This window comes from Streptomyces sp. GQ60 (assembly GCF_059758875.1).
Map to the genome: position 1 here is coordinate 69,042 of NZ_JCAXEG010000012.1, position 12,263 is coordinate 81,304.

Consider the following 12,263-nt stretch of genomic DNA (forward strand, 5'->3'; position numbering starts at 1 on the left):
GCCGCTTACAGCGGGCCGAAGCGGTAGCCGAAGCCGCGCACGGTCTGTATGTAGCGGGGGGCGCCGTCGGGGTCCTCGATCTTGTGGCGCAGGCGGCGCACGCAGGCGTCCACCAGCCTGGCGTCGGCGTGGTAGCTGTGCTCCCAGACGTATTCGAGGAGCTGCTGGCGGGAGAAGACCTGCTCGGGCGAGGCCGACAGGTGCAGCAGGAGCTTGATCTCGCTGGGGGCCAGGGGGAGGCGCTCGCCGTTCTTCGCGACGGTGAGCCCGGAGCGGTCGACGGCCAGCTCGCCGTGGAACTCCACCTCGGGGCGGCCGCCCGCAGGCTCGCTGAGACGGCGCAGCACGGCTTTGATGCGGGCTTCGATGACCTCGGTGCGGGCGGGTTTGACGATGTAGTCGTCGGCGCCGGCCTCCAGGCCGACGACTATGTCGAAGTCGTCCCCGCGTGCGGTGAGCATGATGATCGGGACCTGGCTGTTCTCGCGGATCCGGCGGCAGACCTGGACGCCGTTGATGCCGGGCAGCATGAGGTCGAGCAGGACGAGCTCGGGGTGGAAGCTCGCCATGAGTGCGAGTCCGGCCTCGCCGGTCTCGGCGGCGCTCACGTCGTGGCCCCGGCGGCGCAGGCCGAGACCCACGCCCTCCCGTATGGAAGGGTCGTCCTCGATCAGCAGTACGCGTGGCATCGGGTCAGTATTCCAGGGTCGTCGATCGGTCCCCTCCCGCTTTCGGCCGATATCGGCGACCGGCAGCGGGTCCGGTCCGACCAGGACGGACGGGTCCTAGCGGCCGGTCTTGCGTCGTACGGAGTCCAGCAGGTCGGTGATCTCCGTCAGCCGCAGGGGGCGGGCGAGGAGTACGACGACGAGGACGATCACCGCGGTTCCCGCCGCGACCCCGGCGAAGTTCCCGAGGGGCCCGGCGAGGTTCCCGAACCGCTCCACGGCGCGTGCGGCCGCGTACCCGGCGGCGGCCGCCGGGGCGCATGCGGCGAGGAGCCGCAGGTGGGTCCGTACGGCGGTGTTCCTGCGCTGGGCACGGGTCCCCGTGCGCGGTCCGAGCCGCCGGGACAGGACGTACGCGGTGACGGCGGCGCCCGCGGTGAAGGCGATCGAGCAGGCCGCGGCCATGCCCGTGACCGCCCAGCGCGGCGGCAGCACGAGGTACGCGGCGGCGGAGAGCCCGGCGTTGAGGGCGGCGATGGAGAGGTTGAGGAAGAAGGGGGTCCGGGTGTCGGAGAGGGCGTAGAAGCCGCGGGAGAGCACGTACTGCGCGGAGTAGGCGATCAGGCCGGGCGCGAAGGCGGCGAGCATGCCGGCCATGACGGCGATGTCGGCGGGGCCGGTGCGGCCGTACTCGAAGACGCTGCCGGTCACCCAGGGGGCGAGGGCCGCGAAGAGCGCGGCGGCCGGGACGATGACGGCGGCGCTGGAGCGCAGGGCGTAGGAGACGTCGGCGCGCACGCGTCCGAGGTCGCCGTCGGTGGCGGCTGAGCTCATCCGGGGCATGAGGGCGGTGACGAGGGAGACGGTGACGATGCCCTGCGGGACCATCCACAGCAGGTAGGCGTTGCTGTAAGCGGTGTAGCCGGCGCCGCCCGCGAGGCCGGCGGCGACGGCGTGCTCCCCCGTGGCGGTGGAGAGCCGGGTGACGACCCAGTACGCGATCTGGTTGGTCAGGACGAGCAGGACGAGCCAGCCCGCGTTGCGCAGCGGGCGGGCCAGTCCGCTGCCGCGCCAGTCGAAGCGGGGGCGCCAGCGGAAGCGGGCGGCGCGCAGCGAGGGGATCAGGCCGAGGGCCTGGACGACGATGCCGGCGGTGGTGCCGATGCCCAGCAGCCGGGTCTCGGAGGCGCTCAGGCCGTCACCCGCACCGTGCGAGACGTATAGGAAGAGCCCGAAGACGGCGATGACGACGAGGTTGTTGAGGACCGGGGTCCACATCATGGCGCCGAACCGGCCGCGGGCGTTGAGCACCTGCCCGAGCAGGGTGAACAGCCCGTAGAAGAGGATCTGCGGGAGGCAGTACCGGGCCAGGGCCACGGTGGTGGACTCCTGGCCGCCGCTGTAGCCGGTGTACGCCGAGACGATGAGCGGGGCGGCCAGTACGGCGGCGGCGGTGAGGACCAGCAGCGCGGCCGTGCACACGGTGAGCAGCCGGTCGGTGTAGGCGGCGCCGCCGTCCTCGTGCTCCTTGGCGGCGCGGACCAGCTCGGGGACGAAGACCGCGTTGAGTGCGCCGCCGATGAGCAGGATGTAGAGGATGTTCGGGACGGTGTTGGCGACCGCGTAGCCGTCGCCGAGCAGGGTGGTGCCGAGGGCGGCGACGATCACGGCGGAGCGGACGAAGCCGGTGGCGCGGGAGACGATCGAGCCGGCGGCCATGAGCGCGCCGCTGCGCAGCACCGAGGTCTTCTTCGGTGCCGCGCGGTCGGTGCCGGGCTCGGTCGCGACCTGGGTGCCGGGCTCCGTCGCGGCCGCGCTGTCGGCCGCTCTGGGGTCTGCGAGGGTCACCGGCGGGCCATGTACGCCTGGAACGCCTTGTAGAGGGCCGTGTTGGCGCATCCGTCCATCGAGGTCTCCCACTCGCCGAGGGTTTCGACGACCTGTCCGCCGGTGCCGAGCTTCCAGCGCAGCAGCCCGAAGGAGCGTTCGTCGGGGTCGAGGGTGGAGGGTACCCCGCGCATGTCGTATTCGTCCGCTCCGAGTGCATGTGCGTCACACATCATGCGCCACTGCAGGGCGTTGCTCGGGCGGACCTCGCGGCGGTGGTCGGCGGAGGCACCGGTCTGGTACCAGACCCGGCTGCCGGCCACGATCATGGTGTGCGCGGCGAGGATCTCGCCCTGGTGAACGCCCAGGTAGAGACGCATGCGGCCGGGCTCCTCGGCGTTGAGGACCTCGTACTGCCGCTGGTAGTACGCGAGCGAGCGGCCGAGCCGGAAGCCGTCGCGCTCCTCGGTGACCCGCAGCAGCCGGTAGAACTCGGGCAGGTCGGCGGCGGTGCCGACGACCGTCTCGACCCCCGCCTTCGTGGCCTTGCGCACATTGCGCCGCCACTCCTGGTTCAGGCCCGACCACAGTTCGTCGGTGGTGCGCCCGGCGAGCGGGACGCGGAAGACGTGGCGGGGCTGGGCGTCGCCGTCGTCCTCGCCCCCGCAGCGCTTCCAGCCGCGGGTGCGCAGCCGGTCGGCGAGCGCGGCGCCGACCGGGTCCACCTCGGTGGCGAGCACGTCGGAGATCTGCCGGCCCGGGCCGGAGCCCGCCTTGGCGGTGGCCGCGTCCCAGCGCCGGTAGGCGGGGGTGGGTCCGATGCGGACCGCGAAGGCGCCGGAGGCCTTGAGGTGGCTCTTGAGGGGGGTGAGCCAGCGGTCGATGTCGGGGTCGGCCCAGTCGGCGACGGGCCCCTCGGGGAGGTAGGCGAAGTATTTGCGGGTGCCCGGGAATTGACGGTAGAGGACGAGCCCGGCACCTTCCATTTCACCTCCGGGGTAGTGCCATCCGACCCTTTCCGATCGCCAAAGGTCCTTTACGCCGCCCCAGGACGGGTACTGGAGAAAGCTGGCCCGTCCGTGCCGCGAAAGGAATCCCTGATATTCCGGAACCGACAGCGAGCGCACGGTGAGCTCCCTGTCCGGGCTTCGGGTCGGGTGCTGCTGAGTCGGGGTCACGAGCAGTGCGCACACGGCTGACCGGCCTTCCTGTACGACCAAAACGGTGGATGCACAGGACTCTCACAGCTGTCCATGACGGCAGTGCGCGGCGATTGTGACCGGACGATGACCGTATTGCTGCGGTCCATGTCACATGGGAAATCCTGATCTTTTCCGCATCTCCCGCAACCTAGAGTCGTCCCGTTCGCATCTTCTCTTGCGGACGATCATTACTTCGGAGGGGTTTTCGTTGAGCCGCACACGCCGGGTCTTCTCTGTACGCAGCCGCACCGCCGTGGCGGCCGGCACCGCATTGCTGGCCGCCTCGCTGGCCGCCTGCGGGGGCGGCGCCGCTTCGGGCGGCGCGGCCCAGGCGGATATGAAGCAGAAGCCGGACATGGCGGTCTCGGTGAACCTCGCCGGCGACCAGGTCAAGGCGGGCCAGCCGGTGACGGTGACGATCGCGGAGGGCAAGCTCGCGGCGGTGAAGGTCACGGACGCCAAGGGCGGCGAGCTGGCCGGCCAGATATCCGCCGACGGCAAGACCTGGACCTCGCAGGGCAACGCCCTGCCCTCGGCCGACTACACGGTCGAGGCCCAGAACACGGACAGCCAGAGCGCAAAGACGACGTTCAAGACCTCGGCCCCCGACAAGGTGAACAAGGTCTCGATCAACATCCCCAAGGGCAGCACCGTGGGCGTGGCCATGCCGGTCTCGATCGTCTTCGACAACCCGGTGAAGGACAAGGCCGCGGTCGAGAAGCAGCTGAAGGTCACCACCTCGAACGCCACCGAGGGTTCCTGGGGCTGGATCACCGACTACTCGGGCAAGGACCGGGTGGACTGGCGGCCCAGGGAGTACTGGAAGTCCGGCACCGACGTGAAGGTCCAGATGAACCTGAACGGCGTCGACTCCGGCCCCGGCGGCGGGATGTTCGTCAAGGACTACGCCACCGATTTCAAGATCGGCAAGGACCGCCGGGTGAAGGTGGACCTGGACTCGAAGAAGATGACCGTCTCCGAGAACGGCCAGGCCGTCGGCACCGTCCCGATCTCGGCGGGCACGCCCGGCGGCAAGAAGGCCTCCTGGGACGGGAAGATGGTCATGATGGCCAAGGAGGGCACCATCCGGATGGACTCCCAGACGGTGGGCCTGGGCGACTCCTACGACAAGATGGTCGACTATTCGATCCGGCTGACCTGGTCGGGCATGTACGTGCACGCCGCCCCGTGGAACACCGCCAACTTCGGGCGCGCCAACACCAGTTCCGGCTGCGTGGGCATGACGGACGAGAACGCCAAGGCGTTCTTCGCGGCGTCCCAGGTCGGCGACCCGTTCGAGGTCGCGGGCCAGGGCTCCAAGGGCAACCCGGACGTGGGCAACGGCTACGGCGAGTGGAACCTGACCTGGGAGCAGTGGCAGGCCAAGAGCGCCGCGGCCGGAACTCCGCAGGTCGGCTGAGTCCCGCCTACTGACCATAGTTCAATCGTTACCGGCACGTAACTTACTCACGGGTTACTTCCGGTAAGCCCCTCCCGTTACCGTCGGGTCACTTTGACACCCCCGGCACACGCGAGGAGCGATCGATGGTCCGTACCGTCCGCACCACCAGCACCGCGGCTGCCATGGCAGCCGTACTGGCAACAGCCGCCCTGGGCCTGGCCCCCCATCAGGCTCAGGCGGCTCCCGCCCGTACGACCACCGCCGTCTCGGAAGCCTCGTCGGCGCTCACCTTCCACGACATCCCCGGCTCCGGCGGCATCACCCTCAAGGGCAACGTCTTCGCCCCGGCGGGCGCCGGAGCCGGCGCCGCCGGCTCGAAGTATCCGCTGATCGTGCTGCCGACGAGCTGGGGCATGCCGCAGATCGAATACATCGCCCAAGCCAAGAAGCTCGCCGACTCCGGCTACGTGGTGGTCAGTTACACCTCCCGGGGTTTCTGGCTCTCCGGTGGCGAGATCGAGACCGCCGGCCCGGCGGACACCGCCGACGTCTCCGCCGTCATCGACTGGGCGCTCGCGAACACGGCGGCCGACGCCGCGCACATCGGCCTGGGCGGGGTCTCGTACGGCGCGGGCATCAGCCTGCTGGCCTCCGCGAGCGATCCGCGCATCAAGGCCGTGGTCGCGCTCAGCGGCTGGGCCGACCTCATCGAGTCCATCTACTCCGGCCGCACCCAGCACCTCCAGGCGGCCGCCCTGCTCGGCGGCGCCGGCGCCATCACCGGCCGCCCCGGCCCCGAACTCCAGCAGATCCTCGGCGACTTCCTCGGCTCGAAACTGGACCGGGAGCCGCAGATGATCGAATGGGGCAAGAAGCGCTCCGCCGCCGAGAAGGTGGACCAGATCAACGCCAACGGCGCCGCGATCATGCTCGGCAACGCCTGGGGCGACACCATCTTCCCGCCCAACCAGTACGCGAAGTTCTTCGAGAAGCTGACCGGGCCCAAGCGCCTGGAGTTCCGGCCCGGCGACCACGCCACCGCCGAGGCCACCGGGCTCTTCGGCCTGCCGAACGACACCTGGACCAACGCCCACCGCTGGTTCGACCGCTACCTCAAGGGCGAGCTCAACGGCGTCGACACCGAGGCCCCGGTGCAGATCAAGCCGCGCAGCGACGGCGGGTACGAGGGCTACGCCGACTGGAAGTCGGTCGGCGCCGGCGGCGCCGAGAAGCTGATGCTCTCCGACAGCGAGCACCTCTTCACCGGCGTCGACTCCGGTGCCAACGGTGGCATCGTCATGCTGTCCGCCCTGTTCGACCAGCTCTTCCAGGCTCCCCCGACCGCCTCCATCCCGCTGCTCCCCCGCGCCTTCGCCGCCATCTGGCAGTCGCCGCGCTACGAAGAGGAGCGCCGCGTCCGGGGCACGGTCACCCTGCACACCACCGTCACGCCCTCGAAGTCCGACGGCACGTTCGTCGCGTACCTCTACGACGTGGGCCCGCTCGGCATCGGAAAGCTGATCAGCAACGCCCCGTACACCTTCCACGGCAAGCCGGCCGGCCAGTCCTTCGGGGTGGACCTGGAGCTCTTCTCCACCGCCTACGACGTCCCGGCCGGGCACCGCCTCGCGGTCGTCGTCGACACCGTCGACGCGCTGTACATCGAGCACAACCCGACCGGCGGGCAGCTGACCTTCTCCTCGCCGCGCACCGATCCCTCGTACGTCTCGGTGCCGCTGCGCGAGCAGTGATCCGCGGCTGCTGCCGGGCCGGGTGTGGCTCTGGCGGGCTTCGCCCGCGGGTCAGGTCCGGCCCGGCAGCACCGTCGTCGCCGGATCGTCCGGACCGATCTCGAAGTCGACCGCCTTCGTCTTGAGGCTGCGCCGCTCGCGCCGGGCGACCCAGGTGGCGAACCAGGACAGGAGCATGCACATCCCGATGTAGACGGGCGAGATGATCATCACCACGGGAATGAAGGGCAGGTCGTAGTCGAGGTTGGAGGCGATCAGCTTGCCCGCGTGCAGGAACTCCTCGTAGGTGATCAGGTAGCCGAGCGAGGTGTCCTTCAGCGCGACCACGAGCTGGCTGATGATCGTGGGCAGCATCGCCCGGACCCCCTGCGGGGCCAGGACGTAGGTCATCACCTGGGTCTTGCGCATGCCGAGGGCGTACCCGGCCTCGCGCTGGCCCTTCTCGACCGAGTTGATGCCCGTCCGGAAGACCTCGGCCAGCACCGAGCCGTTGTACAGGGTCAGTCCGGCGACGAGCGCGGGCAGCGGCTGGACCTTGAGCGCGACGAAGATGAAGAAGATCATCACCAGCACCGGCATGGCCCGGAAGAACTCCACGCACAGCGTGCACAGCCAGCGCACCGGCCGGTGGACCGAGAGCCGGCCCGTCGCGAGCAGCGCGCCGAGCGCGAGCGAGAGCACCGAGGCGTAGGCGAAGGCCTTGAGGGTGTTCCAGAGACCCGTGAGGAGAAGTTCCTGGATGCCCTTGTAGGTGAAGGGGCTCCACTTGGCGGCGGTGAACTGGTTGGTGTCGAAGAGCAGGTAGAGCAGCCAGCCGAGCAGCCCGATGATGACGGCCGTCGAGGCGATCCCGTAGAAGAAGTGGCGGCGCTGGGCGCGCGGCCCCGGCAGGTCGTAGAGGGCGGTGGACTCCAGGTCACCGTGGAGCGCGTGCGCGGTCATCGGGCGACTCCGAAGCGCTTTTCGAGCACGTTGAACAGCGCGCTGATGGACAGGGTGATGATCAGGTAGCCCACGGCGATCCAGACGAAGGTCCAGATGATGCTGTAACCCAGCTCGTTGAGGGTCTTGTACGTGCCCAGCAGCTCGGTGACGCTGAACGCCCCGGCGATCGCGGAGTTCTTGGCGAGCGCGATCAGCGTGGAGCCGATGGGCGGGATGACGGACCGGAAGGCCTGTGGCAGCACGACGGCGCCCAGGGTCTGGCCGAAGGACATGCCGAGGCTTCGGGCCGCTTCGCCCTGGCCCTTGGGCACGGTGTTGATGCCGGAGCGCAGGGCCTCGCAGATGAAGGCGGAGGTGTAACAGCCCAGGGCCAGCACGGCGAAGAGCTGGAACGGCAGGACCAGGCCGAAGCGGGGCAGGCCGAGCAGGACGGCGAAGAAGAGCAGGGTGAGCGGGGTGTTGCGCAGGATGGTCACCCAGACGGTGCCGAAGACCCGGAAGGAGCCGACGGGGGCGACGCGGAAGGAGGCCATCAGGAAGCCGAGGACCAGGGCCAGGAGGGAGGCGTAGACCGTGAGTTCCACGGTGCCGAGGAAGCCCTTCCCGTAGAGCGAGAAGTTTTCGGTGAGTACGTCCATGGCGGTGCGCTCTCCCCTCAGCTCGCCGGGTAGCGGTCGATGGCGGGCGGCGCCGGCGCCGGCGTTCCTGACAGGCCGAGGGTGGCCTCGTAGGCCTTCTTCCAGTTGCCGTTCTTCTCGTTCTCGGCGAGCGCGTCGTCGAGGGCGAAGCGCAGCGCGTTGTCGGAGCGCGGGACGCCGATGCCGTAGGGCTCCTCGGAGAAGGGCTTGCCGACCACCTTGAGCTCCTCGGGGACCTTGGCCGCGTAGCCGAGGAGGATGGAGTCGTCGGTGGAGACGGCGTCGACCTGGTAGGTCAGCAGGTTGTCCACGCAGACCGAGTACGTGTCGTAGGCGACGAGGACGGCCCGCGGGAACTCCTTCTGGAGCCGCTGGTAGGGGGTGGAGCCGGCGGCCGAGCAGACCTTCTTGCCGTCGAGGTCCTCGGGGCCCTTGATCTCCGTCTCCCCCTTCCGCACGAGCAGGGACTGCCCGGCGAGGAAGTAGGGGCCCGCGAAGCCGACCTGCTTCTTGCGGTTGTCGTTGATCGTGTAGGTGCCGACGTAGTAGTCGATCTGGCCGTTCTGCAGGGCCGTCTCGCGGTTGGCGGAGGCGATGGTCTTGAACTCCACGGTCTTGGGATCGAAGCCCAGCGAGGCGGACATCATCTTGGCGATCTCGATGTCGAAGCCGGAGTAGCGGCCGCTCGCGGGGTCCTTCTCCCCCATGTACGGCTGGTCCTCCTTGGCGCCGACCACGAGGTGGCCGCGCCGCTTGGCCTTCTCCCAGGTCGGCGAGTCGGGCAGCTGGAAGCCGGCCCGGACCTGGTAGACGGGCAGGTCCTCGGGCTGCGGGCCCTTGACCGGCGGGCTGCCGGACTTCCCGCAGCCGGCGAGGGCGCCCAGCAGGACGAGGGCGGCGGCGAGGGCGGGCAGGGCCCGGGCGCGCGGGGCTTTCACCCGGGTGCGCGGGGCGTTCGTCGGGAGCTGTCTCATCGGGCCGCCCTCAGTGCTTGAGGATCTTGGAGAGGAAGTCCTTGGCCCGGTCGCTCTCGGGGGCCGTGAAGAAGGCCTCCGGGGTCCGGTCCTCGACGATCTTCCCGTCGGCCATGAACACGACGCGGTTGGCGGCTGACCGGGCGAAGCCCATCTCGTGGGTGACCACGACCATGGTCATGCCCTCGGCGGCGAGCTGCTGCATGACCTCCAGCACCTCGTTGATCATCTCCGGGTCGAGCGCGGAGGTGGGCTCGTCGAAGAGGAGGGCCTTGGGGTTCATGGCGAGCGCGCGGGCGATGGCCACGCGCTGCTGCTGGCCTCCGGAGAGCTGGGCCGGGAACTTCTCGGCCTGGTTCGCGAGGCCGACCCGCTCCAGCAGCTCCCGGGAGCGCTGGTCCGCCTCCTCCTTCTTGCGCTTCCTGACCTTGATCTGGGCGAGGGAGACGTTGGCGAGGACCGTCTTGTGCGCGAAGAGGTTGAAGGACTGGAACACCATCCCCACGTCCGCGCGGAGCGCGGCGAGCTCCTTGCCCTCGGCCGGCAGCGGCTTCCCGTCGAGCGTGATCGTGCCCGACTCGATGGTCTCCAGTCGGTTGATCGCCCTGCACAGGGTCGATTTGCCGGAGCCGGAGGGGCCGATGACCACCACCACCTCCCCGCGGCCGACGGTGAGGTTGATGTCCTGGAGGACGTGCAGTTGTCCGAAGTGCTTGTTGACGTCCCGTAGCTCGATCAACGGATCGACGGCCATACGCTGCCCTGCCCACTTGTCGGTGTGTCGAGGTCAGCGCAAACTATCCAGCCGCGGAAGGGCACTTCACCGCGACACGCTTAAAAGCCGCATAAAGGCCGACGAGGTCAGCCTTACGTGGCAGCTCGGGCAGCTCAGCCTTCCGAGGCTTCCGCGTACGCCTGGCTGAGCTCGGGGGATCCCGTCATGGCCCAGGACACCCCGGACTCGACCACGTTCAGCTCGCGCCCCGAGGCCAGCCGGATCATCGGCTGGCCGTTGGGCCACACCTGCCAGGCGGCGCCCGGAACGGAGCGGATGATCACGGTCCCGAGATAGAAGCCCGCGTCGTTGCCGAGCCACGGGGTGACCTCCGGATCCCGGCGCCAGCGCGGCATCAACTGGTCGATCTCCTCCAACGAACGCGGGCTCTCGTCGAGTTCGAGCCCGGCCGAGCGCGCGTGGGCGCGCAGCATCTCGCATTCCGCGAACAACTCGTTGATGCCCTCGGGATCGTCCGCGAGCGCCGCGGCGAGTCCCGCGCCCCGTTCCGTTTCATGTCGGTTGATCCAGTTGGCCAGGAATGGGATGTTCATGGGGCCAGCCTGACACCCGGATCCCGGCCCGGCGACAGGACGCGCGCGGACTGTGACAGATCGGGGGACCGCTAAAGATCCAGGTCGACGACGACCGGCGCGTGGTCGGAGGCACCCTTGCCCTTGCGCTCCTCGCGGTCCACGTAGGAGTCGGTGACGGCCTTGGCGAAGGCCGCGTTCCCGTAGACCAGGTCGATGCGCATGCCCCTGTTCTTCGGGAAGGCCAGCATCCGGTAGTCCCAGAAGGTGTACGGCCGGTCGTACTTGAGCGCGCGCGGGAAGACGTCGGAGAGCCCGGCCGTGCGGAGCTGCTCCAGGGCGGCCCGCTCGGCCGGGGTGACGTGGGTGAGGCCCTCGAAGACCGCCGGGTCGTAGACGTCCTCGTCGGTCGGGGCCACGTTGAAGTCGCCGAGCACCGCGAACGGGCGCTCCCCCGCCGCGTCTTCCGCGATGGCGGTCGACAGGGCACGGAACCAGTCCAGCTTGTAGCCGTAGTGGTCGTGCTCGACCTCGCGCCCGTTGGGCACGTACACCGACCAGACGCGCACTCCGCCGCAGGTGGCGGAGATGGCGCGGGGCTCCTGGACCCCCTCGTAGTCCGGCCCGCCGGGCAGGCCGGTGACCACGTCCTCCAGTCCCACCTTGGAGAGCAGGGCCACGCCGTTCCACCGGCCGGTGGCGTTGACGGCCGACTCGTAGCCCAGCGCCCGCAGCTCCTCGTACGGGAACTGCTCCGCGGAGCACTTGGTCTCCTGGATGCACACGACATCGGTGCCGGAGCTCTCCAGCCAGGCCAGCAGGCGCGGCAGCCGGGCGGTGATCGAGTTGACGTTGAACGTGGCGATACGCATGCCGTCCAACCTACCGCCCGGCACCGACAGTCACAGGTCGGCCGTGTCTCCGGCGGTGAGTCGGGTGTGCGGGGAGCCGCCGAGGGCGTCCAGGGCGAAGTCGTAGATCGGGCGGGCGAGGTCCGCGAGGTAGGCGTCGTGGATGTCGATGGCCACGCGCGGCTTGACCGCGCGGACGTAGTCGACGACCTCGCCGATCTTGTTCCACGGGGCGTGCACCGGGAGCATCAGCGTGTCCACGGGGGCGTCCGGCACGGTCAGCGCGTCCCCGGGGTGGAAGAGCGAGCCGTCGACCAGGTAGCCGACGTTGGTGACCCGCGGCATGTCCGGATGGATGACGGCGTGCAGCTCGCCGTGTACCTGGACCTCGAAGCCGGCCGCGGTGAAGGCGTCCCCGTGGCCCACGGTGTGGACGCGGCCGGGATAGGCGGGGGCGAGCTTCTCCGCGACGCTGCGCAGGGTCCACAGCCGCGCCGCCGGGTTCGCGTCGAGGGCGGCGCGCAGCCGGCCCTCCTCGAAGTGGTCGGGGTGCTCGTGCGTGACGAGCAGGGCGTCGGCGCCGAGGCCGGCGTCCGCTTCGCTGAAGGCGCCCGGGTCGATGACGAGTACGAGCCCGTCCTTCTCCAGCTGGACGCAGGAGTGCAGCCGCTTGGTGAGCTTCATGATCGAAGGCTAG

At 69.7% G+C, this 12,263-nt stretch carries 12 protein-coding genes; 2 read left to right on the forward strand and 10 right to left on the reverse strand.

Features of this window, described 5'->3' with window-relative positions:
• Window positions 1-5 precede the first annotated feature (5 nt).
• The 3 genes from AC6CKD_RS26740 to AC6CKD_RS26750 all read right to left on the reverse strand — a co-directional run bounded on the left by AC6CKD_RS26740 (window position 6) and on the right by AC6CKD_RS26750 (window position 3,622).
• A complete protein-coding gene (locus AC6CKD_RS26740) occupies window positions 6-689 on the reverse strand; it encodes a response regulator (protein WP_498330605.1) in 684 nt (227 codons plus the stop codon).
• Window positions 690-785: 96 nt separating this feature from the next.
• Entirely contained in the window at window positions 786-2,567 is a 1,782-nt protein-coding gene (gene murJ, locus AC6CKD_RS26745; RefSeq protein ID WP_498330606.1) for a murein biosynthesis integral membrane protein MurJ, read from the reverse strand.
• Complete coding sequence (locus AC6CKD_RS26750) at window positions 2,513-3,622, reverse strand: lipid II:glycine glycyltransferase FemX (RefSeq protein ID WP_498330608.1); 1,110 nt, start codon at window positions 3,620-3,622, stop codon at window positions 2,513-2,515. The genes murJ and AC6CKD_RS26750 overlap by 55 nt, the downstream gene beginning before the upstream one ends.
• A 283-nt stretch (window positions 3,623-3,905) precedes the next feature.
• On the opposite strand from AC6CKD_RS26750, the gene AC6CKD_RS26755 reads away from it, so the two are divergent.
• Together AC6CKD_RS26755 and AC6CKD_RS26760 are read left to right on the forward strand one after the other, a co-directional pair.
• Complete coding sequence (locus tag AC6CKD_RS26755) at window positions 3,906-5,117, forward strand: L,D-transpeptidase (RefSeq protein WP_498330610.1); 1,212 nt, start codon at window positions 3,906-3,908, stop codon at window positions 5,115-5,117.
• A gap of 125 nt (window positions 5,118-5,242) precedes the next feature.
• Window positions 5,243-6,850 (forward strand): CocE/NonD family hydrolase, encoded by a 1,608-nt coding sequence (locus AC6CKD_RS26760; RefSeq protein WP_498330612.1) that lies wholly within the window; start codon window positions 5,243-5,245, stop codon window positions 6,848-6,850.
• 51 nt (window positions 6,851-6,901) lie between these two features.
• Here AC6CKD_RS26760 and AC6CKD_RS26765 read toward each other — a convergent pair whose 3' ends face one another.
• The 7 genes from AC6CKD_RS26765 to AC6CKD_RS26795 form a co-directional block, all read right to left on the reverse strand.
• Window positions 6,902-7,792 (reverse strand): amino acid ABC transporter permease, encoded by an 891-nt coding sequence (locus tag AC6CKD_RS26765; protein WP_498330613.1) that lies wholly within the window; start codon window positions 7,790-7,792, stop codon window positions 6,902-6,904.
• Window positions 7,789-8,433, reverse strand: a complete 645-nt coding sequence (locus AC6CKD_RS26770) for an amino acid ABC transporter permease (protein WP_478685322.1) — start codon at window positions 8,431-8,433, stop codon at window positions 7,789-7,791. The genes AC6CKD_RS26765 and AC6CKD_RS26770 overlap by 4 nt, the downstream gene beginning before the upstream one ends.
• A 17-nt stretch (window positions 8,434-8,450) precedes the next feature.
• Complete coding sequence (locus AC6CKD_RS26775; protein WP_498330615.1) at window positions 8,451-9,407, reverse strand: glutamate ABC transporter substrate-binding protein; 957 nt, start codon at window positions 9,405-9,407, stop codon at window positions 8,451-8,453.
• Window positions 9,408-9,417: 10 nt separating this feature from the next.
• Entirely contained in the window at window positions 9,418-10,161 is a 744-nt protein-coding gene (locus tag AC6CKD_RS26780; RefSeq protein ID WP_498330617.1) for an amino acid ABC transporter ATP-binding protein, read from the reverse strand.
• 134 nt (window positions 10,162-10,295) lie between these two features.
• Entirely contained in the window at window positions 10,296-10,736 is a 441-nt protein-coding gene (locus tag AC6CKD_RS26785) for a DUF6278 family protein (RefSeq protein WP_498330618.1), read from the reverse strand.
• 71 nt (window positions 10,737-10,807) lie between these two features.
• Window positions 10,808-11,587 carry an exodeoxyribonuclease III gene (locus tag AC6CKD_RS26790; protein WP_498330620.1) on the reverse strand — a complete coding sequence of 260 codons (780 nt, stop codon included), beginning with the start codon at window positions 11,585-11,587 and terminating at the stop codon, window positions 10,808-10,810.
• A 30-nt stretch (window positions 11,588-11,617) separates the two neighbouring features.
• Entirely contained in the window at window positions 11,618-12,250 is a 633-nt protein-coding gene (locus AC6CKD_RS26795; protein WP_498330622.1) for an MBL fold metallo-hydrolase, read from the reverse strand.
• Window positions 12,251-12,263 lie beyond the last annotated feature (13 nt).

Excerpts from the sequence above, each read along its gene's own strand:
- AC6CKD_RS26740 (WP_498330605.1), bottom strand. The coding sequence starts at position 689 with ATGCCACGCGTACTGCTGATCGAGGACGACCCTTCCATACGGGAGGGC.
- AC6CKD_RS26765 (WP_498330613.1), bottom strand. The coding sequence starts at position 7,792 with ATGACCGCGCACGCGCTCCACGGTGACCTGGAGTCCACCGCCCTCTAC.
- AC6CKD_RS26785 (WP_498330618.1), bottom strand. The coding sequence starts at position 10,736 with ATGAACATCCCATTCCTGGCCAACTGGATCAACCGACATGAAACGGAA.
- AC6CKD_RS26790 (WP_498330620.1), bottom strand. The coding sequence starts at position 11,587 with ATGCGTATCGCCACGTTCAACGTCAACTCGATCACCGCCCGGCTGCCG.
- AC6CKD_RS26770 (WP_478685322.1), bottom strand. The coding sequence starts at position 8,433 with ATGGACGTACTCACCGAAAACTTCTCGCTCTACGGGAAGGGCTTCCTC.
- AC6CKD_RS26775 (WP_498330615.1), bottom strand. The coding sequence starts at position 9,407 with ATGAGACAGCTCCCGACGAACGCCCCGCGCACCCGGGTGAAAGCCCCG.
- murJ (WP_498330606.1), bottom strand. The coding sequence starts at position 2,567 with ATGCGCCAACACGGCCCTCTACAAGGCGTTCCAGGCGTACATGGCCCG.
- AC6CKD_RS26760 (WP_498330612.1), top strand. The coding sequence starts at position 5,243 with ATGGTCCGTACCGTCCGCACCACCAGCACCGCGGCTGCCATGGCAGCC.
- AC6CKD_RS26780 (WP_498330617.1), bottom strand. The coding sequence starts at position 10,161 with ATGGCCGTCGATCCGTTGATCGAGCTACGGGACGTCAACAAGCACTTC.
- AC6CKD_RS26795 (WP_498330622.1), bottom strand. The coding sequence starts at position 12,250 with ATGAAGCTCACCAAGCGGCTGCACTCCTGCGTCCAGCTGGAGAAGGAC.